The organism is Brevirhabdus sp. (genome assembly GCF_052826345.1).
The window spans coordinates 16,633-39,717 of the sequence record NZ_JBRBUA010000056.1; the positions used below are offsets into that span (position 1 = coordinate 16,633).

Below are 23,085 nucleotides of genomic sequence, written 5' to 3' on the forward strand. Positions count from 1 at the left end.
TCTCGGGATAGCCCGGATTTCGAGTATTTTCGCCAAGAAGAAGTCCGCGCGCGGGATGGCCTTTCTTCTTGGTGCAAATACTCATGCCCGGCTTGCGGAAAGAACATGCCAATGGCAATCGCGGGACCGGGGGCACCGGCGGGCAATTTTCCGGGGCGGATGCCGGAGGTGGCGGTGTGTCGTGATCTCTGCAATCAGGGTCCGAGCTCTGGGCGGCGGCCGAAGACTTTGACGGCGCGGCCGAATTCCGCCCTAATGCAGCGGGAGGGGTGCCCGGCGGCATCGCACAACAGGGAGACAACAACGATGAAGAACTTGCTTACAGCCGTGGCGGCGGTTGCGTTGATGGCCGGTGGCGCGCTGGCGGGCCCGGTCAAGGTCGGCATGATCACCACGCTTTCGGGCGGCGGCGCCGGGCTGGGCATCGACGTGCGCGACGGTTTCGAGCTGGCGCTCAAGCTGGCCGAGGGCAATGAGGTCGAGCTGATCGTGGAAGACGACCAGCGCAAGCCGGATGTGGCGGTGCAGCTGGCCGACAAGATGATCCAGTCCGAACAGGTCGACGTGCTGACCGGCATCATATGGTCCAATCTGGCGATGGCCGTGGTTCCGGCGGCGCTGGCGCAGGGCAAGATCTACCTGTCGCCCAACGCCGGCCCCTCGGCGCTGGCGGGGGCGCGCTGCGACAAGAACTACTTCAACGTGGCCTGGCAGAACGACAACCTGCACGAAGGTGCGGGCGCCTATGCCAACGAGGCGGGCTATCGGAACACCTTCGTCATGGCGCCGAACTACCCGGCCGGCAAGGATGCGATCACCGGTTTCAAGCGCAGCTTCGACGGCACCCCGGTGAACGAGGTCTATACCAAGCTGGGCCAGACCGACTATGCCGCCGAGATCGCGCAGATCCGCGACAGCGGCGCCGACAGCGTGTTCTTCTTCCTGCCCGGCGGCATGGGCATCTCCTTCATGAAGCAATACGCGCAATCGGGGGTGGAGATCCCGCTGATCGGGCCCGCCTTTTCCTTTGACCAGGGCATCCTGCAAGCCGTGGGCGACGCGGCGCTGGGGGTCAGGAACACCTCGCAATGGTCCAAGGATCTGGACAACGCGGCGAACAAGGCCTTCGTGGACGCATTTCAGGCCGAATACGGCCGCCTGCCGTCGCTTTACGCAAGCCAGGGCTACGATACCGCGAACCTGCTGCTTTCGGCGATGAAGAAGGCAGAGGTGAGCGATCAGGAGGCCTTCCGCGCCGCCCTGAAGGAGGCCGATTTCGACAGCACCCGGGGCGCGTTCAAGTTCGGGCCGAACAACCACCCGATCCAGAACATCTATGTGCGCGAGGTGATCCGCGAGGGCGATGTGCTGACCAACAAGATCATCGGCACGGCACTCGAAAATCACGGCGACGCCTACGCCGCCGATTGCAAGATCTAGCCCGGAGCTCGGGGTCGGGCCGCGCGCCCGCCCCGGACCCAAGCACGAAACGGACCCTCCATGTCGCTTGTCCTGCTGATCGAACAGGTCCTCAACGGCCTGCAATTCGGGCTGATGCTGTTTTTGATGGCGGCCGGTCTGACGCTGGTTTTCGGGGTGATGGGGCTGATCAACCTGGCGCATGGCTCGCTCTACATGGTGGGCGCCTTTGCCTGTGCGGCGGTGGCGACGGCGACGGGATCGTTCTGGCTGGGGCTTGCGGCGGCGCTGGCGGCGGCGGCACTGGCCGGAGCGCTGATCGAGATCGTGGTGATCCGGCGGCTCTATGCCCGCGACCACCTGGATCAGGTGCTGGCGACCTTCGCGCTGATCCTGATGTTTTCCGAAGGCATGCGCTGGCTGTTCGGATCCTTTCCGCTCTACCTCGACGTGCCGCCGTTGCTGGCGGGATCGGTCACGCTGCCGGGAGGCATTGAATATTCGCTCTACCGCCTGGCGATCATCGCGGCGGGGCTGCTGGTGGCGCTGGGGCTGTTCCTGCTGGTCGGCCGCACGCGGCTGGGCATCCGCATCCGCGCCGGAGAGGCCGACCGCGAGATGATCGCGGCGCTGGGGGTGGATATCGGCAAGCTCTATACTGTCGTCTTCGCGCTGGGCGCGGCGCTGGCGGGGCTGGCGGGCGCGCTGGTTGGCACGATACAGTCGGTGCAGGTCGGCATGGGCGAGCCGGTGCTGATCCTGGCCTTCGTGGTGATCGTGATCGGCGGCATCGGGTCGATCAAGGGCGCGCTGATCGGCGCGATCCTGGTGGGTCTGACCGATACGCTGGGGCGGGTGCTGCTGCCGGGGTTCTTCGGGCTGTTTATGGGACCTTCCGCCGCCACGTCGGTCGGGGCCTCGCTGGCGTCGATGTCGATCTACATCCTGATGGCGGCGGTGCTGGTGGTGCGGCCCAGCGGGCTGTTCGGAGCGCGGGCATGAGCCGGGGCGCGCTTGTCGACACGGGCCTTGCGCTGGGGCTGCTGGCGGTGCCGCTGGCGGCGCTGGCGCTGGATGCGCCCTTCATCATCACGCTGGCCACAAAGGCCGCGATCCTGGCGATGGCGGGCGTGGGGCTGAACCTGGCGCTGGGCTATGGCGGGCTTGTCAGCTTTGGCCATGCGGCGTTCTTCGGGCTGGGGGGCTACGCGGCGGGGATCATGGCGCATCACGCGCTGAACTATGTGCCGATGTTCGATTGGCCGACGACGTTCATGGGCAGCACGCAGATGCTGGCCATCTGGCCCCTCGCGATCGCGGTCTCGGCGCTGGCGGCGTTGCTGGTCGGGGCGCTGTCGTTGCGCACATCGGGCATCTTCTTCATCATGATCACCCTCGCCTTCGGGCAGATGTTCTACTATTTCGCCGTTTCCTGGCCCGCATACGGCGGCGAGGACGGGCTGCCGATCTATCTGCGCAACGGCTTTCCGGGCCTGAATACGCTGGACCCGATCACCTTTTTCGCCATCGCCTATGCGCTGCTGCTGGCCGTCCTGACGCTCAGCTGGCGGATCGTGGGGTCGCGGTTCGGGCTGGCGTTGCAGGCAGCGCGGCAGAATCGGCAGCGGTTGCAGGCGGTGGGCATCCGCCCCTTTCCCGTGCTGCTGACGGGTTTCGTGGTATCGGGCGCGATCACCGGGCTTGCGGGCGCGCTTTATGCCGATCTCAACCGGTTCGTCAGCCCCGCGATGCTCAGCTGGCACACCTCGGGGCAGATCCTGGTGCTGGTGATCCTGGGCGGGGTGGGGCGGCTGTTCGGGCCGGTGGCGGGCGCCGGTCTCTATATTTTTCTGGAACATGTCCTGGGCGGGGTCAGTCAGTATTGGCAGTTCCTGCTGGGGCTTTTGCTGCTGGGCGTGGTGCTGTTCGCGCGCGGCGGGGTGGTGGGGCTTCTGGCCGGGGAGCGGCGCGGTGGCTGAGCCGGTGTTGCGGATAGAGGGGCTGAGCAAGAGCTTCGGCGCGCTGAAGGCGACCGACGATGTGACGCTCGACCTGCGCCCGGGCGAGATCCACGCGCTGATCGGACCCAACGGCGCGGGCAAGTCCACTCTGATCAAGCAGATCGTCGGAGAGATCGCGCCGGACGCGGGGCGCGTCGTCTTTCGCGGCCGCGATCTGGCCGGTCTGGACGTGGCGGCGCGGGCACGGCTGGGCATGGCGCGCAGCTTTCAGGTGTCCTCGCTGGTGCCGGACCTCAGCGTGCTTGAGAACGCGATGCTCGCGGTGCAGGGGGCGTCGGGCGCCAGTTTCCGCTTTTTCCGTCGGGCGCTGGCGGATCCTGCGCTGACGGAGCGGGCGCATGCGCATCTGGAGGCTGCGGGTCTGTCGGGCCGCGAGGGCACGCGCGCCGACGCGCTGTCGCACGGCGAGCGCCGCAAGCTCGAAATCGCAATGGCGCTGGCGCTCAGGCCGCAGGCGTTCCTGCTGGATGAGCCGATGGCGGGCATGGGGTCGGAGGGCGCCGCGCAACTGGGCGACATGCTGGGCAGGCTGCGTCATCAGGCGCCGATCCTGCTGATCGAGCATGACATGGACGCCGTGTTCCGGTTGAGCGACAGGATCACCGTGCTGGTCTACGGGCGGGTGATCGCCACCGGCCGCGTGTCCGAGATCCGCGCCAACCCGCAGGTGCGCGCCGTCTACCTGGGGGCGGAATCATGAGCCGCCCCTTGTTGGAGGTCGAGGACATCACCGCCTTTTACGGCGCGTCGCAGGCGCTGTTCGGCGTGTCGCTGGTGGTGCGGCAGGGCGAGGCGCTGGCGCTGATGGGGCGCAACGGGATGGGCAAGACCACCACGATCGCCTGCATCATGCGCATGATGCAGGTGCGCAGCGGGGGGGTGCGCCTTGCCGGGCGCGATCTGCTGCGCCTGCCGTCGTTTCGCGCCGCGCGGCTGGGGCTGGGGCTGGTGCCCGAGGGGCGCCGTTGTTTCGCGGGGCTCAGCGTGCGAGAAAACCTGATCGCCGCCGCGCGGCCCGGTCCCTGGGACATGGCCGCCGTCTGCGATCTGTTTCCGCGCCTGAGCGAGCGCGCCGGGCAGCCCGCGCAGACGCTGTCGGGCGGCGAACAGCAGATGCTGACCATCGCGCGCGCGTTGATGACCAATCCGCGCCTGTTGCTGCTGGACGAGGCGACAGAGGGGCTGGCGCCCGTGGTGCGCCAGGAAATCTGGGCGGCGGTGCACCGGCTCAAACAAAGCGGCCTTTCGATCCTGCTGGTCGACAAATCCGTGGCCGAGCTGGGCCGCGTGGCCGATCGTTGCGTCATACTCGAACGCGGCCGCGATGTGTGGACCGGCACGCCCGGCGATCTGACCGCCGATCTGGCCACCGGCTATCTGGGGGTCTGACGATGCACGTGCCACCGAGACGGCAACAGCGCCCTATGGCACATGACATCGCCTCCCCCCCGGCCGGATGCCCGCGCGCGACGACAAGAACGGGATCCAAGTGCGACACCGGACGGGTTTTGACCGGGGCTTGAGCGAACGGACCGCCGCGCCGGGGTGCGAGGCGCGGGATTTCACCGTCCGGATCGCACAGGCGCCGCATAATGCCGTGTGGCGGTGAAGAAACCAGCGGCGGTCATGCGGACGACGGCGCGCGGACTGGCTGCTATATCTCTGGCAGGAAAAGATATTGTTCGAAACAGACCCCGCTTGGCCGCGGTGTCCCGCGTGCCTTGCCGCGGGGTTCCAGGCTATGATGCTGGCGGTGGTCAAGGTTGGATCGGGATCGGGTCATGCCGGAGATCCGGGCGACAGCCATTCCGACACGGCGCGTCCGTGGCGAAGGCCTCTCCGCCGGGCACGACGCCGGGGCACCACGGCGCGGCGCGTCTGCTGACGTGAACGTGAATAAAAAAAGACAAGGGCCGGAAACCCTTTCGGGACTGCGACGTTGGGTGGCCATAGCAAGTCGCAATTCAGCGCAAATATCACGTTAGGAGAACTACAATGAAACGCATCGTTCTTGCAGCAGCCACCGCACTGCCTCTCATGGCAGGCACCGCGTTTGCCTATACCGATGCTCCGGCCTCGATGGTCAGCTCTGTGAAAAACATGCTGGAAACCTCGGGCTTTGCGAATGTCGATGTCGAGACCCTGACCGACGCGCAGCTGTCCAGCATCTACATCACCAGCAACAGCGAAATGTCTCCGAACGAGAAGAAGAACCAGATCGAGTCGGCGCTGAAGCAGGATGCAAAAATGCGCGCGTCGGACAACGCCACGGTCGATTCCGTGCAGTTGATCCTGGATCGCATGGGCTACAAGGTCGATGCCTCCACGCTGACGCAGTCGCAGATCACCGAGATCTACATCGCCGCGAACAGCGATGGCATGGCTTCCGACCGCCGTCAGGCGATCGAAAGCGCGCTGCCCTCCGGGACCACGTCGACGATGGCCACTGATGCCGACATGAACTCGATGACCATGACGGTGCAGAACATCCTGGAGCGTCACGGCTTCACCCAGAAGGCCAGCGACCTGACCGACGCGCAGATCGCCGAGATCTACCTGGCGGCGACGTCGGGCCAGGGCAACAGCGACATCAAGCTGGGCATTGAATCGGCGCTGCAAAAGTAAGCGCCGCACCGGCAACAGGGGAAAGGGTCGCTTCGGCGACCCTTTTCGCGGTTCAGGCGGTCCGCGACACGGGGTAGCCCGCGAAGGTCTGCGCGCCCACGCTGATCAGGATCTTGCCGTCCGCCAGCTTTTTCAGGAACGTGCCCTGCACCGAGACGCAGGAGCCAAGCATTATTGTTTTCAACATGACAGATGCCTTTTGATGCCTTTGACGACCGAAGATACACGTAATTCGTGAATCACCTATAGCTTTGTGCACAAAGCCTCGTGAATGGTCATTTTTTTGCCACATACGAAACACGCGAATCACCGCGCGCGGTGCTCAGAGCCAATCGCGCAGGATCGGGATCAGCGGAAGGTCCGCGGGCGGCATCGGATAATCCCGCAGCGCGTTGGGCCGCACCCAGGCAAGCCGCTGGTTTTCCAGGCCTTTGGGGATTCCATCCCACTTCCGACAGGCAAAAAGCGGCATGAGCAGGTGGAAATCGTCATAGCTGTGCGATGCGAAGCAAAGCGGCGCGAGGCAGCTTTTCCAGGTGTCGATGCCCAGTTCCTCATGCAATTCGCGGATCAGCGCGGCTTCGGGCGTTTCGCCGGGTTCGACTTTGCCGCCGGGAAATTCCCACAAGCCAGCGAGCGATTTGCCCTCGGGGCGCCGGGTCAGCAGGACCCGCCCGTCGGCATCGATCAATGCGACCGCCGATACGAGCAGGGTTTTCAAGACCGATAGTCCGCGTTGATGGCGATGTAGCGGTCGGTCAGATCGCAGGTCCAGATCGTCGCCGCGCCGGACCCGAGGCCCAGGTCGATGCCGATCACAAGGTCCTCGCGCTTCATATAGGCCGCGCCGTCCTCTTCGCGGTAATCCGGGGCGACCCAGCCTTTTTCGGCCACCAGTATGTCGCCCAGACGGATGGCCAGCAGGTCGCGATCTGCCCTGGCGCCCGATTTTCCCACCGCCATGACGATGCGGCCCCAGTTGGGATCTTCGCCCGCGACGGCGGTTTTGACCAAGGGGGAATTTGCCGTGCTCAGCGCCACGCGCCGCGCGTCGGCGTCGCTGTCGGCGCCGGTCACCCGAACCTCGACGAATTTGGTCGCGCCTTCGCCGTCGCGCACGACCTGATGCGCCAGATCGGTCATCACCTGCCCGAGCGCTGCCGCGAATGCGCGGGCGGCGGGGCTGTCGGCCTCGGCGATTTGCGTGTTGCCCGCGCGGCCCGTGGCGGCCATCAGCAGGGTGTCGGAAGTCGAGGTATCGCTGTCCACCGTGATGCAGTTGAAGCTGCGATCCGTCAGATCGCGCACCATGTCCTGCAGCACCGGCTGCGCGATGGCGGCGTCGGTGAAGATATAGACGAGCATCGTCGCCATGTCGGGCGCGATCATCCCCGACCCCTTGGCGAAGCCCGCGATGGACACGCTCGTGCCGTCGAGCTCCACGCTTGCGGCGGCACCCTTGGGGAAGGTGTCGGTCGTCATGATGGCGCGGGCGGCGTCCCCGATCGCGTCGTCCGACAGACGGTCCGACAGGGTGTCCAGCGCGGCGGTGATACGCTCGAACCGCAACGGTTCCCCGATCACGCCGGTGGAGGAGGAAAAGACATGCGTGACGGGCAGGGACAGGCGTTCGGCCACGGCGCCGGTCACCGCGGCGACCGCTTCGGTGCCCGCGCCGCCGGTAAAGGCGTTGGCGTTGCCGGAATTGACGATGATGGCATAGCCCGCGTCATCGCCGTCGGGCAGCGCCGCCAGTTTCCGTTCGCAATCCACAACCGGGGCGGCGCGCGTCGAGGACCGGGTGAAGACCCCGGCAAGGCTCGCGCCCGCGCAAACCTCCGCCAGCATCACGTCGGTGCGCCCCGATGTGTAACGGACGCCCGCCGCCGCAGAGGCAAAGCGGACGCCGTCGATTTTCGGCAATTTCGGAAAACCACCCTTCGGGGCCAGGGGCGATACGGGAGACGCCGATTTCGACGCGGATTTCGCGGCCGGGGCCTCGGGGGTGGTCTTCGTCATTTGCGTTTCCAGATCTTACTTGTCCAGCAGGTCGGACTGGCTGATGGTGCCCGGCGCGATATCGGTTTCGGGCCGCGTTACATCCGCCGCTGCGGTGGCCTCTTGCATTATCGCCTGCGTTTCCTTCTGTGCCAATGCCTGTTCCAGCTGGTCGCGCACGGCGTCAAACGGGGGGGTTTCGGCGGTGCGGGTTTCGTTCAGCTTGACCACATGCCAGCCGAACTGGGTCTGCACGGGCGCGGAAATCGCGCCGGGCTTCATGCCTTCGACGGCGGCTTCGAACTCGGGCACCATCTGGCCCTTGCTGAACCAGCCCAGCTCTCCGCCGTTGGGGCCGGAGGGGCCGGTGGATTTTTCCTTGGCGAGCGTGGCGAAATCCGCGCCGCCTTCCAGATCCTTCACGATCTGCTTCGCCTCGTCCTCGGTCTTGACCAGGATGTGCGAGGCGTTCCACTCGGTCGTGGGCTCTGCGTTGGCGACCTGCTCGTCATAGGCGGCCTTCAGCTTTTCGTCGGTCAGCTTCTCGGCCAGCTTCTGTTGCAGCGCGGCGTCGGCCTTGAGGGCGCGAACCTCGTTCTCGACCGTCAGCTGGAGCCGCTTGCTGTCGGCGCCGGGCGTGGTGTCGATAAGCGCGGTCTGCTGGATCAGCTGATCCAGAAGCGCCTTGAACAGCACCTCGTCGGGCAGGGACTGGTACTGCTGGGGCAGGCGGTCGCGCAGGGCGATCATGTGGCCCAGCGTGATGTCGGTGCCGTTGACGGTCGCCATGACGGTGGCCGGGTCGGCGGAGGCTGTCTTGGCCGTATCGGTCTTGGCTGTAGCAGCGCTGTCGGCGCCGGCGCCGGCCTCGGGGGTCGGCGCGGGCGCGGTGGTGGCGGTGCTACTCTCCTGCGCGATGGCCGGGAAACCCAGCAGCAGCGCTGCGGACAGCGCGGTGAAGCGATTGGTCAAGATCATGGAGAACTCCTTGTTGCATCGCGGGCAGGGTGCCCTGAGCGATGGCCAGCCGAAACGGGCCAAGTTGACACTCAGAAAGCCGCCCCTTATGTGCCGGAGGGTCACAGAGGCGATTTTCTGTCTCGTAGCCGATCTATGCGGTCAAGCGAGCGGGGACAAGGCGCCGGGTGGCAAGAACCTTTCAGGTCGGCCTGAGCGGCGCATTATCGGAGAGCAGACAACCATGCTGGGACTGGGAACCATCGCGAAGAAGGTGTTCGGCACGACGAACGACCGCAAGGTAAAGTCCACGGCCCCCATTGTCGCGAAAATCAATGCGCTGGAGCCTGAATATCAAGCCCTGAGCGACGCCGGCCTGATCGAGAAGACAGAAGAATTCAAGCGGCGCGTCGCCGGGGGCGAAAGCCTCGACGACATCCTGCCCGAGGCATTCGCAAATTGCCGTGAAGGCGCGCATCGCGCCTTGGGGCTGCGGGCCTTCGACGTGCAGCTGATGGGCGGCATTTTCCTGCATCAGGGCAACATCGCCGAGATGAAGACGGGCGAGGGCAAGACGCTCGTTGCCACCTTCCCGGCCTATCTGAACGCGCTGACAGGGCGCGGCGTGCATATCGTCACCGTCAACGATTACCTCGCCCGCCGCGACGCGGAATGGATGAGCAAGGTCTATGGCGCGCTGGGGCTGACGACGGGCGTGGTCTATCCGCAGCAGCCCGACGGCGAAAAGAAAGACGCCTATGCCGCCGATGTGACCTATGCCACCAACAACGAGCTCGGGTTCGATTATCTGCGCGACAACATGCGCTCCTCTCTCGATGAGATGAACCAGCGCGATCATTTCTTCGCCATCGTCGACGAGGTCGATTCGATCCTGATCGACGAAGCGCGCACGCCGCTGATCATCTCGGGCCCGTCGCAGGACCGCAGCGAGCTTTACCAGACGGTGGACAAGCTGGTGCCTTCGGTTTCCGACGAGCATTTCACGCTGGACGAAAAGACGCGCAACGTCACCTACACCGACGAGGGCAACGAATTCATCGAGCAGGAATTGTCGCGCGCGGGCATCCTGCCCGAGGGGCAGTCGCTCTACGATCCCGAGTCGACGACGCTGGTGCACCATGTCACCCAGGCGCTGCGGGCCCACAAGCTGTTCAAGCGCGACAAGGACTACATCGTCCGCGACGATGAGGTCGTGCTGATCGACGAATTCACCGGGCGCATGATGTCCGGGCGCCGCCTGTCGGACGGCCTGCACCAGGCGATCGAGGCCAAGGAAGGCGTCAGCATCCAGCCCGAGAACGTCACGCTGGCCTCGGTCACCTTCCAGAACTACTTCCGCCTCTACGACAAGCTGGGCGGCATGACCGGCACCGCCTCGACCGAAGCCGAGGAATTCGAGGAAATCTACAAGCTGGGTGTGGTCGAAGTGCCCACCAACCGCCCCATCGCGCGCAAGGATGAGCACGATCAGGTCTACCGCACCGCGGGCGAGAAGATCGACGCCATCGTGCGCACGATCAAGGAAGCCAACGAAAAGGGGCAGCCGATCCTCGTCGGCACCACGTCGATCGACAAATCAGAATATCTGTCGGTCAAGCTGAAGGAGGCAGGCGTCCCGCATAACGTGCTGAACGCCCGTCAGCATGAACAGGAAGCCCAGATCGTCGCGGATGCGGGCAAGCTGGGCGCGGTCACCATCGCCACCAACATGGCCGGCCGCGGCACCGACATCAAACTTGGCGGCAACGTCGATTTCAAGGTGATGGAGGCGTTGGAAGCCGACCCGGACGCAAACCCCGACGAGGTGCGCAGCCGCATCGAGGCGGAGCACACCGCCGACGAGGAGGCCGTCAAGGCGGCCGGCGGGCTTTTCGTGCTGGCCACCGAACGCCACGAAAGCCGCCGTATCGATAACCAGCTGCGCGGCCGGTCCGGTCGTCAGGGGGATCCCGGCCGCTCCTCCTTCTTTCTGTCGCTGGATGACGATCTGATGCGCATCTTCGGCTCCGAGCGGCTGGACAAGGTGCTGTCCTCGCTGGGCATGAAGGAAGGCGAGGCGATCATTCACCCCTGGGTCAACAAATCGCTGGAAAAGGCGCAGGCCAAGGTCGAGGGGCGCAACTTCGACATTCGCAAGCAGCTGCTGAAATTCGACGATGTGATGAACGACCAGCGCAAGGCGATCTTCGGCCAGCGGCTGGAGATCATGCGTTCCGAGGATGTGAACGAGATCACGCGCGACATGCGCCATCAAGTGATCGACGATCTGGTCGACGCCCATATCCCGCAGAAGTCCTATGTCGATCAATGGGATGTGGACGGGCTGCAAGCGGCGCTCGCCGACAAGCTGGGCGTCGATGCGCCCATCCCCGCCTGGAGTGACGAAGACGGTGTGGACGACGCCGAGATTCGCGAGCGTCTGTACCAGATGTCCGACGATCTGATGCAGCAGAAGACCGAAAGCTTCGGCGAGGAGGCGATGCGCAATATCGAGAAACAGGTGTTGTTGCAGACCATCGACGCCAAGTGGCGCGAGCATCTGGTCACGCTGGAGCATCTGCGTTCGGTCGTGGGCTTCCGGGGATATGCGCAGCGCGACCCGCTGAGCGAATACAAGAACGAAAGCTTCCAGCTGTTCGAGGGCCTGCTTGACGGGCTGCGCGCCGATGTGACCGAAAAACTGTCCAAGGTGCGCCCGCTCAGCGAAGAAGAGCAACGCCAGATGCTGGCGCAGATCATGGATCAGCAAAAGGCGCTGGAAACCGCCGGTGACAAGGCCTCGGGCGAGGCGGCGCAGATGGCCACGGTATCCTCCGGGGCGGCCGCCGCGCGGGACGGCTTCGACGAAACCGACCGTTCCACCTGGGGCAACCCGGCGCGCAACGAGGCCTGCCCCTGCGGGTCGGGCAAGAAGTTCAAACATTGCCACGGCAGCCTCGCCTGAGGCTGCTGCAATTCTGCAACGCGTGCTCGGGGCGGCTTTTCACCGGCCCGGGATTCCGGCATAGTCCGCTCAATCGCGCCTCAGACGCGCCGGAGCAGAAATGTCGCTTTTCAGGTTCTTTTTCGCCCGTATTCTCGTCCTGACCGCTTTCGGTCTGGGCCTTGGCGCCCAGCTTTCGCTGGCGCAACAGGATACCCTGCCGCGGGACCCCGCGGGAACGCCCGTCAGCGCCCTGCCCCTGGCTCCGTTGGATTACGCCAAGGATTTCTCTGCCTCCGCGGCGCAGGACCGGACGGGGCAGTTGGCGGAGCCGACGCTCGATGCGTTCGGCCTGCCTTGCGCGCCCAAGTTCACCCTTGCCGCGCTGCGCGGGGCGATGGTCCGCATACGCCTGCTTTCGCCGTGTCACTCGGGCGAAGCCGTCACGCTGGTTCAGGGCGCGCTGACGCTTTCCGCCCGGATCGATTCCATCGGCAGTCTGGTACTGGACCTGCCCGCCTTGTCGGGACAGGTCGCGCTGCGGGTCGAATTCGCCGACGGCAGCACCCTGCAAAAGTCGGTGCGTGTCAGCGACGTGGCTGAATTCGACCGTGTCGTCCTGCTGGCCTCCGACGACACCGGCCTTGCGCTGCATGTGCGCGAGCCCGCGCGCTTCAACGAGCAGCCGCGCCACATCTGGGCGGGCAATCCCAGAAGCCTGCAACAGACGCTGCGCGGCGACGGCGGCTCGATGCGACTGGTCGGCGGCACGGTGCCCCCGTTGCAGGTCTATTCCGTCCGCCGCGACGCCGGCACCGCCCGGTTGAGCCTGCAAGGCGACATCACCGCCGCCAACTGCGCGCGCCACTGGCCCGCCAGCGTGATTTCCGTGGTCGCGGGCAGCGCGCCCCGCCGCCGCGATTTCCGCCTGCATCCCGATTGCCGGGCGGCGGGCTCCCGTCTGCTGTTGAAGAACGCGCTGCCGGATCTGAAGATTGCCCGATATTGACCCGCTGCAATGGATGAGGACCGCACGCGCGGGGGGGCGGCACCTCGCGTTCGGGACGGCGCTGTTGTCGGCGGCGTGGCTGCCGGGTGCTGTGGCCGCGCAGGATGTGGTGCTGACCTCTCGGGACGGCTCGGTCGAGATCAGCGGCACGCTGCTGTCCTATGACGGGGCGTTCTACCGGGTGGATACCGTCTACGGCGCGCTGACGCTGGACGGGCAGGGGGTGATCTGCACCGGCGAGGGCTGCCCCGACCCCGATGCATTTGTCGCCGAGTTCTCGATCTCGGGGGCGGCGGCGGCGGGGCAGGTGGTGATGCCGGTCCTTCTGGAAGCCTTCGCCGCCGCGCGCGGCCTGTCGGTGGTGCGCGACATCACCGATGACCGCCGCTCAACCTTTCTGCTGCAAGATCCCGCCACCGGCCGGGAGCAAGCCGCGATCACGCTGACCCTCAGCGACGCCGATGAAGGTTTCGCCGATCTGATCGCGCAGGAGGCGGACCTGGCGATATCGGATCGCGAGATCACCAACGAAGAGGCCGAGGTCGCCGATGAGGCCGGACAGGGCGATCTGCGCAGGCCGGGCCGCGCCCGCGTGCTCGCGCTGGACGCGTTGGTGCCGGTCGTGGCACCCGACAACCCGCTGCGCCAGATCGATCTGGAAACGCTCGCGCGGGTTTTCGCGGGCGAGATCACGGATTGGGCGGACCTGGGCGGCGCACCCGGTCCGATCGCGCTGCATCTGACACAGCCCCGGACCGGGCTGCGCCAGTATTTCGACCGCCGGGTCCTGCAACGCGCGGTGGTGCGGCAGGTGGCCGGCGCGGTGGTGGAACACCCCGACGCGGCCGAACTGGTCGATGCGGTGGCCCGCGATCCGCGCGCCATAGGTATTTCCAGCTGGTCGGAGCTGGGCAATGCCGAGGCGCTGGCCCTTGCAGGCAGTTGCAATGCCGCGATCACACCCGGCGTCAGCGCGCTGAAAAGCGACGACTACCCGCTGACGCGCCCGATCCTGATTTACGCCCCGGCGCGGCGCCTGCCGTTGATGGCGCGCGAATTCCTGGCGTTCCTGAACCGTCCGGCGGCGCAGGTCATCATTGGCCGCGCCGGGTTCGTCAATCAGGAATTCGACAGGATCCCGCTGCGCCAGCAGGGCGACCGGCTGGCGAACGCTATCCTGAGCGCGGGCGACGAGGTGCGGCTGCCCGAGTTGAAGCGCCTGATAGACACGCTTTCGGGGGCGGAACGGCTTTCCGCGACCTTCCGCTTCGACGGCGGGTCCACTGCGCTGGACACCCAGTCGCAGGGCAACGTCGACCGCCTGGCGCGCGCGCTGGAGACCGGCGCCTTCGCAGGGCGCGAGGTCCTGTTCCTGGGCTTCAGCGACGGCAGCGGCCCCGCCAGTGCGAACAAGGCCATTTCGCTGCGCCGCGCCGAGGCCGCGCGCGCCGCGGTGCTGGAGCGCGCCCCGGATGCCGGGTCCATGGCCGTCAAGCTGAGCGTCGACGGCTTCGGCGAGGCGCAGCCGCTGGCCTGCGATGAAAACGCCTGGGGGCGGCGCGTGAACCGCCGGGTCGAGGTCTGGGTGCGCTGAGCGCGCGGGCTGCCGACGCAGGCGTGCGCGCGGGTCATCGGATCAGCCCCTCGCTGCGAAAACTGATTTCGCATTCGCGCCCGATCACCAGATGATCGTGCAGCGTTACCGACAGGGCCGTCAGCGCCTGCTGGATCTGCTGCGTCATCGTGATATCGGCCTGCGAGGGGGTGGGATCGCCCGACGGGTGGTTGTGCACCAGGATCAGCGCCGAGGCGTTGAGTTCCAGCGCGCGCTTGGCGACCTCGCGCGGGTAGACGGGAACATGATCCACAGTGCCGCGCGCCTGTTCCTCATCCGCGATCAGCACGTTCTTGCGGTCCAGAAAGAGGATGCGAAACTGTTCCGTCTCCCGGTGGGCCATGGTGGTGTGACAGAAATCCAGCAGCGCGTCCCAGCTGGACAGCACCGGACGGCCGATCACCCGCGCCCGCGCCAGCCGGTGCGCCGCGGCTTTCACCACCTTCAGGTGCAGCACCACCGCATCGCCCGCGCCCTTGACGGCCTTGAGCCGGGCAGGCGGGGCCGAAAGCACCGCGTTGATGTCGCCGAAACTGTCCAGCAGCTGCCGCGCCAGCGGTTTCATGTCCTGTCGGGGCACAGCGCCGAACAGGATCAGCTCCAGCAGCTCGTAATCGGGCATGGCCGCGCCGCCATCGGCCATGAAGCGCGCGCGCAGCCGCGCGCGGTGGTCGCGGATATAGCTGGGCAGCCGCCCCTCGGGGATTGCCACGGGGGCGGCTTCCTCGCTGGCAAAAAGCGAGGGCGCGGCATCGGAAAAGGAAAAGGGCCGGGACATGGTCCCGACCCTCGCGCAACAGTGTGAATCAAGGGTTAAGGCGTCAGCCCTTCATCTCATCCCAGAAGCGTTTCACCTTGCCGAAGAAGCTCGACCCTTCGGGGTTGTTGTTCTCGCTCAGCTCCGCGAATTCGCGCAGCAGCTCCTTTTGGCGGGCGGTCAGATTGACGGGCGTTTCCACGGCCAGTTCGATGAACATGTCACCGCGCTGGCCGCCGCGCAGGGCGGGCATGCCCTTGCCGCGCAGGCGCATCTGGCGGCCCGACTGGCTGCCCTCGGGGATCTTGACGCGGCTGCGGCCGCCGTCGATCGTGGGCACCTCGATTTCACCGCCCATGGCGGCGGTGCTCATGGCGACGGGGACGCGGCAGAAAAGGTTCTCGCTGTCGCGCTGGAACAGCCCGTGTTCCTTGACGTCGATGAAGATGTAGAGATCGCCCGACGGCCCGCCGCGCAGGCCCGCCTCGCCCTCTCCGCCCAGGCGGATACGCGTGCCGGTCTCCACCCCCGCGGGGATGTTGACGTTCAGCGCGCGCTCTTTCTCGACGCGCCCCGCGCCGCCGCAGTTGCGGCAGGGGGTCTTGATGATCTGGCCCATTCCGCCGCAGGTGGGACAGGTGCGCTCGACCGTGAAAAACCCCTGTTGCGCGCGAACCTTGCCCATACCCGAACAGGTCGGGCAGGTGGTCGGTTCGGCGCCGCCCTCGGCCCCGGTGCCCGAGCAGACCTCGCACTGAACCGAGGTGGGCACGTTGATCGTCTTCTGCGCGCCGGCGAAGGCTTCTTCGAGCGTGACGCGCATGTTGTAGCGCAGATCCGAGCCGCGGGTGGCGCGGGGCTGCCCGCCGCCGCCGCCGCGCTGTCCTGCAAAATCGCCGAACAGATCGTCGAAGACGTCGGAAAAGGCGCTGGCGAAATCGCCGCCGCCGTAGGCCCGCTGTCCGCCGCGCGCGCCCGCGCTGGCGCCGGTGCCCCCTTCGAAGGCGGCATGGCCGAAACGGTCGTAGGCGGCTTTCTTCTCCGGGTCCTTGAGCGCGTCGTAAGCCTCGTTGACCTCTTTGAACTTCGCCTCGGAATCGGATTTGCCCGCGTTGCGGTCGGGATGATGCTCTTTCGCCTTTTGGCGATACGCCTTCTTGATATCGGCGTCCGACGCCCCGCGAGCGACTCCAAGGACATCGTAGTAGTCGCGTTTTGCCATCGTGGCTTCCCCTCAAACACGAAGACCGGCCCCGAAAACAGGGCCGGCCTCGGGGTTAGGATTGACGGATCAAGCCCGCTTGTTGTCGTCCAGATCCTCGAAGTCGGCATCGACGATGTCGTCGTCGGCACTTTGGCCGCCGCCGGTTTCGTCCGCCTCGGCGGATTCGCCCTCGCCCTGCTCGGCCTGCGCCTTGTAAATCGCCTCGCCCAGCTTCATCGCAGCTTCGGTCACGTTCTGGATGCCCGACTTGATCTTCGACGCGTCGTCGGTCTCAAGCTGGTCCTTCAGCGCCGCGATGGCCAGTTCGATCGCCTCGACGGTGGTCGGGTCGACCTTGTCGGAGTGCTCCTCAACCGATTTCTCGGTGGAGTGGATCAGGCTTTCGGCCTGGTTGCGCGCTTCGACCAGTTCGCGGCGTTCCTTGTCGGCATCCGCGTTGGCCTCGGCCTCCTTGACCATCTTTTCGATCTCGTCGTCGGACAGGCCGCCCGATGCCTGGATCGTGATCTTCTGCTCCTTGCCGGTGCCCTTGTCCTTGGCCGACACGGACACGATGCCGTTGGCGTCGATGTCGAAGGTCACCTCGATCTGGGGCATGCCGCGCGGCGCGGGGGGGATGTTCTCCAGGTTGAACTGGCCGAGCATCTTGTTGTCCGCAGCCATCTCGCGCTCGCCCTGGAACACCCGGATCGTCACGGCGTTCTGGTTGTCCTCGGCGGTCGAGAAGACCTGGCTCTTCTTGGTCGGGATCGTGGTGTTGCGGTCGATCAGCCGGGTGAACACGCCGCCCAGCGTCTCGATGCCAAGGCTCAGCGGCGTCACATCGAGCAGCACCACATCCTTGACGTCGCCTTGCAGCACGCCGGCCTGAATGGCGGCGCCCATCGCGACGACCTCATCGGGGTTCACGCCCTTGTTGGGCTCTTTCCCGAAGAACTTCGTCACTTCTTCGACGACCTTGGGCATACGGGTCATGCCGCCGACCAACACGATCTCGTCGATGTCGGAGGTCGAAAGGCCCGCATCCTTCAGAGCGTCCTTGCAGGGTTTGATCGACTGCTTGATCAGATCGCCCACCAGGCTTTCCAGCTTGGCGCGCGTCAGCTTCATCACCAGGTGCAGCGGCTGGCCGCCCTTGGGGTCCATCGAGATGAACGGCTGATTGATCTCGGTCTGCGAGGAGGACGACAGTTCGATCTTGGCCTTTTCGGCAGCTTCCTTCAGCCGCTGCAGCGCCATCTTGTCCTTCGTCAGGTCGACGCCGTTCTCCTTCTTGAATTCGTCCGCCAGGTAGTTGACGATCCGCATGTCGAAATCTTCGCCACCCAGGAAGGTGTCGCCGTTCGTCGACTTGACCTCGAACAGGCCGTCGTCGATTTCAAGAATCGTGATGTCGAACGTACCGCCGCCGAGGTCATAGACCGCGATCGTCTTGGTCTCCTTGCGATCGAGGCCATAGGCCAGCGCGGCCGCGGTCGGCTCGTTGATGATGCGCAGCACCTCGAGGCCCGCGATCTTGCCGGCGTCCTTGGTCGCCTGACGCTGGGCGTCGTTGAAGTAGGCGGGCACGGTGATGACGGCCTGGGCGACGTCCTCGCCCAGATAGGATTCGGCCGTTTCCTTCATCTTCTGGAGGATCAGCGCCGACACCTGCGCGGGGGAGAACTTCTCGCCGTGGACCTTGACCCAGGCATCGCCATTGCCGCCGTCCACGACCTCATAGGGCAGGTTCTTCTTGTCCTTGGCGATATCGGGATCGTCGAAGCGACGGCCGATCAGGCGCTTGACGGCGAAGACGGTGTTGTCGGGGTTGGTCACGGCCTGCCGTTTGGCGGGCTGGCCGACCAGTCGTTCGTCGTCGGTGTAGCCGACGATGGAGGGCGTCGTGCGTGCCCCTTCGGAGTTTTTGATTACCCGCGGCTGTGCGCCGTCCATGATCGCGACGCAGGAGTTCGTCGTACCCAGGTCAATTCCAATGACTTTAGCCATGTTTGCTCAGTCCTCTCTTTGGCGATGTTGAGGGGCCAAGGCCCATTCCGGCACCAAGGCCCCAATCCCAAGATCGAGGCCTCTGGCCCCGATCACTTTCCGGTGGGTATATATGTGGGCGGTATAGGCCCTGCAAGCCGCCGGACGCAGGGAAGCTCAGGAAAAATCGGTCAGCGGGGCGCACATGATACACAGCACGGCCACACCCGGCCTCATCCTACGCGAATTCAAGATATATGAACGCTTTCTCGATGTTGAAGGCCAGCGGGCCATGGTCGCCGACCTGCGCGAGGTGGCCCGGCGGGCGCCGTTCTTCTCGCCCCAGACGCCCTATGGCAAGCCGATGTCGGTGCGCATGACCTCGGCCGGTACGGCGGGCTGGTTCGCCGACAAGAGCGGATACCGCTACACCGACACACATCCGCAGGGCACGCCCTGGCCGCCCATTCCGTCGCGCGTCCTCGACGTGTGGCGGACGGTGTCGGGGGTGGCGCGCGCGCCCGACTGCTGCCTGATCAATTATTACGGCGAAGGCGCGCGCATGGGCATGCATCAGGACAAGGACGAGGCCGATTTCGAATTTCCCGTGGTCTCGATCTCCTTGGGCGACGAGGGGCTTTTTCGCATCGGCAACACCACGCGCGGCGGCAAGACGCAATCGCTTTGGTTGCGCTCGGGCGACGTGGTGGTGATGGGCGGCGCGGCACGTCTGACCTATCACGGGGTGGACCGGATCAGGTTCGGCTCCTCCCCGCTGCTGGAACAGGGCGGGCGCATCAACGTCACGCTGCGCGTCGTGCGCTGAGGCGCCCGTGGTGGGGGTCGCAGGCGGCCTAGCGCCCCGCCTTCCAGCTGAGCGAGGCGTGTCTGCGGGTGAAGAATTCGATCATCAGGCCCAGCATCAGAAACGTCAGCGAGAAATATACGGGATAGAGCGCGCTGGTCTTGTGCGGAAAATAGTTGATGAACACATGCCCGCGCGCCTGGTCTATGGTGTGAAACAGCGGGTTCCACGAAAACATGCTGAGCATCGTCGGCGGCAGCGCGTTCGCCACGAACATCTTGCCCGACGCGATCATGTTCGCGCGCTGGTAGATCGTCTTGATCAGTCCGAAGGCATTGGGCGCCCAGGGGCTGAGCGCCATGAACACCAGCCCGATCGCGCAGCCCGAAAACCAGGCCAGCAGCATCATGCCGAAAGCCGCCGCCGGATCCTCGATCACCACGGGTTTGACGGCGACGTGGTACATGAACAGGATCAGAAAGATCGTCAGCACCTGCGTGTAAAGCGACCCCAGCGCCGCGCCGGTGATCGACACGACCGTGTTCATCGGCCCGTGCATCATCATCGCAGAGGTCGGGCCCTCCGCGCTGGCCACCGCCCCCAGCGCCTTCGTATGCGTCAGGAACAGGAAAACGCCGCTCAGCATGAACAGCAGGAAATCCCCTCGCAGCGGCACGGATTTCAGCCCCATGACGGAAAACATGAACTGAAACGCCAGCACGAAGGCGATCGTCGTCGCCACGTTCAACAGCAACCCGTAAAGCGCGTTGCTGTGGCCCTTGCGCTGTTCGCGTACCGCGGCCTCGAAGATCAGGGTCAGCGTGACAAAGGCCGACCCGATCAGCGTTTTTGGTCGTCCCGTGGTAAACATCGCTTTTGCCTGTTCCCCTAATGACGTTGTGCCGTCGTGATCCCCGGTCATTCACCTGCCGGAGTTCGGATGCGGAACTTGCCGTTTCCACATGCGCGCACCATAAGAGAACAACAGAAATTTTTCAATATTGTGGCCGTTTGAGGGCCATCGCGGGATCGGAGCGGATTATGGTATATCAGAATATGATCGAGGTCTTTCGCAAGCTGGCATTGGAGGCGGGTGAAAAAATCATGGAGATCTACCGATCGGACGATTTCGAGGTGCGCGCCAAATCCGACGACAGCCCGGTGACCGCCGCCGATGAGGCCGCCGACGCGATCATCTCCGCCGGTCTGCGCGAGGCCTTTCCCGATGTCCTGATCGTCACCGAGGAACAGGCCGCCACGCATGAGCAAACCGACAGCTCCTTCTTCATCGTTGACCCGCTGGACGGCACCAAGGAATTCGTGAACCGTCGCGGCGATTTCACCGTGAATATCGCCTTCGTCAAGGACGGGCTGCCGGTGCGGGGCGTGGTCTACGCCCCGGCGCGCGAGCGGCTGTTCTACACGCTCGCCGACGGCTCCTCCGTCGAGGAGCAGGGGCCCTTCACCGAAGCGCGCGGCACGTTGACCCCGCTGCGCGTGGCAGAGCCGGACAACACTGCGCTGATGGTGGTGGCCTCGAAAAGCCACCGCGACCAGTCGACCGACGATTACATCGGGAAATACGCGGTGAAGGACAGCAAAAGCGCCGGGTCGTCGCTGAAATTCTGCCTTGTCGCCAGCGGAGAGGCCGATCTCTACCCCCGCCTGGGCCGCACGATGGAATGGGACACCGCCGCGGGTCACGCGGTGTTGCTGGGCGCGGGCGGGCAGGTGGTGCGCTTCGACGATCACACGCCGCTGATCTATGGCAAGGCGGCCTATGCCAACCCGTTCTTCATCGCCCATGCGCCGGGTGTCGAGCTGAAGGAAGCCTGAGCCATGCCGGTGCTGATCGTCATTCCCGCGCGCTATGCCTCGTCGCGCTATCCGGGCAAGCCGCTGGTGGCGCTGCGCGGGGCGGGCGGCGCGGCGCGGACGCTGATCCGGCGGTCCTGGGATGCCGCGATGGGTGTGGCGGGCGTGGACCGGGTGGTCGTGGCCACCGACGACGACCGCATCCGCGACGCGGCACAGGGCTTCGGCGCCGAGGTGGTGATGACCTCGCCCGATTGCGCGAACGGCACCGAACGCTGTGCGCAGGCCCATGCGGTGCTGGGGGGCGGCTATGACATCGTGGTGAACCTGCAAGGCGACGCCCCCCTGACGCCCGCGTGGTTCGTCGAGGATCTGATCGCCGCGATGCACGGCGATGCGGACGCGGCGCTGGCCACGCCGGTTTTGCGCTGCGACGGCCGGGCGCTGAACGGGTTTCTGCAAGACCGCAAGGCGGGCCGCGTCGGCGGAACCACGGCGGTGTTCGACAGCCGCGGGCGGGCCCTCTATTTCTCGAAGGAGGTCATCCCCTTCACCGCCGATACCTATGACGCCATGGCCCCCACGCCGGTCTACCATCACGTCGGGGTCTATGCCTACCGGCCCGCCGCGCTGGAAGCCTATGCAAGCTGGGCCCCCGGCCCGCTGGAGGCACTGGAAGGGCTGGAGCAGCTGCGTTTCCTCGAACAGGGTCGCCCGGTGCTCTGTGTCGAGGTGGACGCGCGCGGACGCCAGTTCTGGGAGCTGAACAACCCCCAGGACGTGCCGAGGATAGAGGCGATGATGGCCGAGCAGAACATGCCATGACCGGCCCGGGGCCCGCATCCGGGCCCGCGGCCGGGCCCCAGCGGCGCGATGGCGGCGCGAAAGGCGCGCCCGCGGCCGCCGATGCCGATGCCGACCGCGCCACGGCGCCGCTGACGGCCAGCGTGGTCGTCGTCAGCCAGGGTCGGCCGGATCTGCTGTGCCGCTGCATCACGGGGCTGAAGACGCTCTTTCACCGCCCGTTCGAGGTCATCGTGGTTGCCGACGCGGCGGGGCTGCGCGCCCTGGCGGCCCGCGATCTGTTGAAGGGCACCAAGCACCGCGAATTCGACCGGCCGAACATCTCCGCCGCGCGCAACATCGGCATCGCGCTTTCGGCAGGCCACGTCATCGCGTTCATCGACGACGATGCCGTGCCCGAGCCGACCTGGCTGGAACGGCTGGTCGCGCCATTCGCGAACGGGGCGGTCGCGGCGGCGGGGGGCTTCGTGCTGGGGCGCAACGGCATCAGCTGGCAGTGGCGGGCGCGGCGGGTCGACGGCACCGGGCAGGCCCGCTGTTTCACCGTCCCCGAGGATCGCACCACCCTGCACGCCGCCACCCCAGGCGATGCGGTCAAGCTGGAGGGCACCAACTGCGCCTTTCGCGCCGATGTGCTGCGCGCCATGGGCGGCTTTGACGAGGCGATCCACTTCTACCTCGATGAAACCGAGCTGTGCTACCGGCTGGCGCAGGCGGGGCACACCGTCGCGATCGTGCCGGGGGCGGTGGTGCATCACGGCTTTGCCGCCAGTGCCCGGCGCACCGCCGACCGCGTGCCAAGAACGCTGTTCGACATCGGCGCCAGCGCGGCGGTTTATCTGCAACGACACAACGGGGGCCGCACGCTCGCCGCGCTGGCGCGTCTGCGGGCGGAACAGCGTGCCCGGCTCGATGCGCTCGCCGCGGCGGGCCGGCTCCCCTCGGCGGAGCGTTACCGTCTGCTCGAGACGCTTGAACGCGGCATCGCCGAGGGCATGAAGCGCCCGGCCGCACTGGCGACATTCCGCGACGAGGCCCCGCCGTTGCTGCCCTTCGCGGCCCATGGCGATCCGGCGCGCAGCCGCGTGATTAGCGGGCGCGGCTGGCGGCGCGATTCCCTTTC

General features: G+C 65.9%; 21 protein-coding genes. 13 read left to right on the forward strand and 8 right to left on the reverse strand.

Annotated elements, in window-relative coordinates; all coding sequences use genetic code 11:
• Positions 1-306: 306 nt before the first annotated feature.
• From ACU0BR_RS06715 to ACU0BR_RS06740, 6 genes are all read left to right on the forward strand, one after another.
• The gene (locus ACU0BR_RS06715) at positions 307-1,440 is read left to right on the forward strand and encodes an ABC transporter substrate-binding protein (protein ID WP_446156075.1); all 1,134 of its coding nucleotides are present in this window, start codon (positions 307-309) and stop codon (positions 1,438-1,440) included.
• 60 nt (positions 1,441-1,500) lie between these two features.
• On the forward strand, positions 1,501-2,421 hold the full coding sequence (locus ACU0BR_RS06720) for a branched-chain amino acid ABC transporter permease (protein ID WP_446156076.1): 921 nt from the start codon (positions 1,501-1,503) through the stop codon (positions 2,419-2,421).
• A complete protein-coding gene (locus ACU0BR_RS06725; RefSeq protein WP_446156077.1) occupies positions 2,418-3,398 on the forward strand; it encodes a branched-chain amino acid ABC transporter permease in 981 nt (326 codons plus the stop codon). Before ACU0BR_RS06720 ends, ACU0BR_RS06725 begins: the two co-directional genes overlap by 4 nt.
• Complete coding sequence (locus ACU0BR_RS06730) at positions 3,391-4,140, forward strand: ABC transporter ATP-binding protein (protein WP_446156078.1); 750 nt, start codon at positions 3,391-3,393, stop codon at positions 4,138-4,140. The genes ACU0BR_RS06725 and ACU0BR_RS06730 overlap by 8 nt, the downstream gene beginning before the upstream one ends.
• Complete coding sequence (locus ACU0BR_RS06735; protein WP_446156079.1) at positions 4,137-4,829, forward strand: ABC transporter ATP-binding protein; 693 nt, start codon at positions 4,137-4,139, stop codon at positions 4,827-4,829. Before ACU0BR_RS06730 ends, ACU0BR_RS06735 begins: the two co-directional genes overlap by 4 nt.
• Before the next feature lie 606 nt (positions 4,830-5,435).
• A complete protein-coding gene (locus tag ACU0BR_RS06740) occupies positions 5,436-6,065 on the forward strand; it encodes a hypothetical protein (protein WP_446156080.1) in 630 nt (209 codons plus the stop codon).
• 52 nt (positions 6,066-6,117) lie between these two features.
• Here ACU0BR_RS06740 and ACU0BR_RS06745 read toward each other — a convergent pair whose 3' ends face one another.
• From ACU0BR_RS06745 to ACU0BR_RS06760, 4 genes are all read right to left on the reverse strand, one after another.
• Positions 6,118-6,252, reverse strand: a complete 135-nt coding sequence (locus tag ACU0BR_RS06745) for a hypothetical protein (RefSeq protein WP_446156081.1) — start codon at positions 6,250-6,252, stop codon at positions 6,118-6,120.
• Positions 6,253-6,387: 135 nt separating this feature from the next.
• Positions 6,388-6,786 (reverse strand): (deoxy)nucleoside triphosphate pyrophosphohydrolase, encoded by a 399-nt coding sequence (locus tag ACU0BR_RS06750; RefSeq protein WP_446156082.1) that lies wholly within the window; start codon positions 6,784-6,786, stop codon positions 6,388-6,390.
• Positions 6,783-8,084 carry a bifunctional glutamate N-acetyltransferase/amino-acid acetyltransferase ArgJ gene (argJ, locus tag ACU0BR_RS06755; protein WP_446156083.1) on the reverse strand — a complete coding sequence of 434 codons (1,302 nt, stop codon included), beginning with the start codon at positions 8,082-8,084 and terminating at the stop codon, positions 6,783-6,785. The genes ACU0BR_RS06750 and argJ overlap by 4 nt, the downstream gene beginning before the upstream one ends.
• A gap of 15 nt (positions 8,085-8,099) precedes the next feature.
• Positions 8,100-9,041 (reverse strand): peptidylprolyl isomerase, encoded by a 942-nt coding sequence (locus ACU0BR_RS06760; protein WP_446156084.1) that lies wholly within the window; start codon positions 9,039-9,041, stop codon positions 8,100-8,102.
• 223 nt (positions 9,042-9,264) lie between these two features.
• Between ACU0BR_RS06760 and secA the strand changes: the two genes are divergently transcribed.
• From secA to ACU0BR_RS06775, 3 genes are all read left to right on the forward strand, one after another.
• Complete coding sequence (secA, locus tag ACU0BR_RS06765; RefSeq protein WP_446156085.1) at positions 9,265-11,985, forward strand: preprotein translocase subunit SecA; 2,721 nt, start codon at positions 9,265-9,267, stop codon at positions 11,983-11,985.
• Positions 11,986-12,085: 100 nt separating this feature from the next.
• Positions 12,086-12,973 (forward strand): hypothetical protein, encoded by an 888-nt coding sequence (locus tag ACU0BR_RS06770; protein WP_446156086.1) that lies wholly within the window; start codon positions 12,086-12,088, stop codon positions 12,971-12,973.
• Positions 12,960-14,567, forward strand: coding sequence for a phosphate ABC transporter substrate-binding/OmpA family protein (locus tag ACU0BR_RS06775; protein WP_446156087.1), 1,608 nt, complete (start codon positions 12,960-12,962; stop codon positions 14,565-14,567). Before ACU0BR_RS06770 ends, ACU0BR_RS06775 begins: the two co-directional genes overlap by 14 nt.
• Positions 14,568-14,601: 34 nt before the next feature.
• Here the strand turns inward: ACU0BR_RS06775 and radC are convergent, their stop codons facing one another.
• From radC to dnaK, 3 genes are all read right to left on the reverse strand, one after another.
• Positions 14,602-15,366, reverse strand: coding sequence for a RadC family protein (gene radC / locus ACU0BR_RS06780; RefSeq protein WP_446156088.1), 765 nt, complete (start codon positions 15,364-15,366; stop codon positions 14,602-14,604).
• 43 nt (positions 15,367-15,409) lie between these two features.
• On the reverse strand, positions 15,410-16,567 hold the full coding sequence (dnaJ, locus tag ACU0BR_RS06785; RefSeq protein ID WP_446156089.1) for a molecular chaperone DnaJ: 1,158 nt from the start codon (positions 16,565-16,567) through the stop codon (positions 15,410-15,412).
• A gap of 69 nt (positions 16,568-16,636) precedes the next feature.
• Positions 16,637-18,559, reverse strand: a complete 1,923-nt coding sequence (gene dnaK, locus ACU0BR_RS06790; protein ID WP_446156090.1) for a molecular chaperone DnaK — start codon at positions 18,557-18,559, stop codon at positions 16,637-16,639.
• A 184-nt stretch (positions 18,560-18,743) separates the two neighbouring features.
• Here dnaK and ACU0BR_RS06795 point away from each other — a divergent pair, with 184 nt between their 5' ends.
• Positions 18,744-19,364, forward strand: coding sequence for an alpha-ketoglutarate-dependent dioxygenase AlkB family protein (locus tag ACU0BR_RS06795; RefSeq protein WP_446156091.1), 621 nt, complete (start codon positions 18,744-18,746; stop codon positions 19,362-19,364).
• Between the two features lie 28 nt (positions 19,365-19,392).
• Here ACU0BR_RS06795 and ACU0BR_RS06800 read toward each other — a convergent pair whose 3' ends face one another.
• Positions 19,393-20,214, reverse strand: a complete 822-nt coding sequence (locus ACU0BR_RS06800) for an ABC transporter permease (protein ID WP_446156092.1) — start codon at positions 20,212-20,214, stop codon at positions 19,393-19,395.
• A 170-nt stretch (positions 20,215-20,384) separates the two neighbouring features.
• Here ACU0BR_RS06800 and cysQ point away from each other — a divergent pair, with 170 nt between their 5' ends.
• From cysQ to ACU0BR_RS06815, 3 genes are all read left to right on the forward strand, one after another.
• Positions 20,385-21,179, forward strand: coding sequence for a 3'(2'),5'-bisphosphate nucleotidase CysQ (gene cysQ / locus ACU0BR_RS06805; protein ID WP_446156093.1), 795 nt, complete (start codon positions 20,385-20,387; stop codon positions 21,177-21,179).
• A gap of 3 nt (positions 21,180-21,182) precedes the next feature.
• On the forward strand, positions 21,183-21,983 hold the full coding sequence (locus ACU0BR_RS06810) for a 3-deoxy-manno-octulosonate cytidylyltransferase (protein WP_446156094.1): 801 nt from the start codon (positions 21,183-21,185) through the stop codon (positions 21,981-21,983).
• Positions 21,980-23,085 (forward strand): glycosyltransferase family 2 protein (locus tag ACU0BR_RS06815; RefSeq protein ID WP_446156095.1); only part of this gene is annotated, 1,106 nt, incomplete at its 3' end. The genes ACU0BR_RS06810 and ACU0BR_RS06815, both read left to right, overlap by 4 nt.

Bases quoted from the DNA above. Each gene is read 5' to 3' on its own strand.
- ACU0BR_RS06810 (WP_446156094.1), top strand. From the start codon at position 21,183: ATGCCGGTGCTGATCGTCATTCCCGCGCGCTATGCCTCGTCGCGCTAT.
- ACU0BR_RS06740 (WP_446156080.1), top strand. From the start codon at position 5,436: ATGAAACGCATCGTTCTTGCAGCAGCCACCGCACTGCCTCTCATGGCA.
- secA (WP_446156085.1), top strand. From the start codon at position 9,265: ATGCTGGGACTGGGAACCATCGCGAAGAAGGTGTTCGGCACGACGAAC.
- ACU0BR_RS06770 (WP_446156086.1), top strand. From the start codon at position 12,086: ATGTCGCTTTTCAGGTTCTTTTTCGCCCGTATTCTCGTCCTGACCGCT.
- ACU0BR_RS06735 (WP_446156079.1), top strand. From the start codon at position 4,137: ATGAGCCGCCCCTTGTTGGAGGTCGAGGACATCACCGCCTTTTACGGC.
- ACU0BR_RS06795 (WP_446156091.1), top strand. From the start codon at position 18,744: ATGATACACAGCACGGCCACACCCGGCCTCATCCTACGCGAATTCAAG.
- ACU0BR_RS06760 (WP_446156084.1), bottom strand. From the start codon at position 9,041: ATGATCTTGACCAATCGCTTCACCGCGCTGTCCGCAGCGCTGCTGCTG.
- ACU0BR_RS06725 (WP_446156077.1), top strand. From the start codon at position 2,418: ATGAGCCGGGGCGCGCTTGTCGACACGGGCCTTGCGCTGGGGCTGCTG.
- ACU0BR_RS06800 (WP_446156092.1), bottom strand. From the start codon at position 20,214: ATGTTTACCACGGGACGACCAAAAACGCTGATCGGGTCGGCCTTTGTC.
- dnaJ (WP_446156089.1), bottom strand. From the start codon at position 16,567: ATGGCAAAACGCGACTACTACGATGTCCTTGGAGTCGCTCGCGGGGCG.
- ACU0BR_RS06715 (WP_446156075.1), top strand. From the start codon at position 307: ATGAAGAACTTGCTTACAGCCGTGGCGGCGGTTGCGTTGATGGCCGGT.
- argJ (WP_446156083.1), bottom strand. From the start codon at position 8,084: ATGACGAAGACCACCCCCGAGGCCCCGGCCGCGAAATCCGCGTCGAAA.
- ACU0BR_RS06745 (WP_446156081.1), bottom strand. From the start codon at position 6,252: ATGTTGAAAACAATAATGCTTGGCTCCTGCGTCTCGGTGCAGGGCACG.
- cysQ (WP_446156093.1), top strand. From the start codon at position 20,385: ATGGTATATCAGAATATGATCGAGGTCTTTCGCAAGCTGGCATTGGAG.
- dnaK (WP_446156090.1), bottom strand. From the start codon at position 18,559: ATGGCTAAAGTCATTGGAATTGACCTGGGTACGACGAACTCCTGCGTC.
- ACU0BR_RS06720 (WP_446156076.1), top strand. From the start codon at position 1,501: ATGTCGCTTGTCCTGCTGATCGAACAGGTCCTCAACGGCCTGCAATTC.
- radC (WP_446156088.1), bottom strand. From the start codon at position 15,366: ATGTCCCGGCCCTTTTCCTTTTCCGATGCCGCGCCCTCGCTTTTTGCC.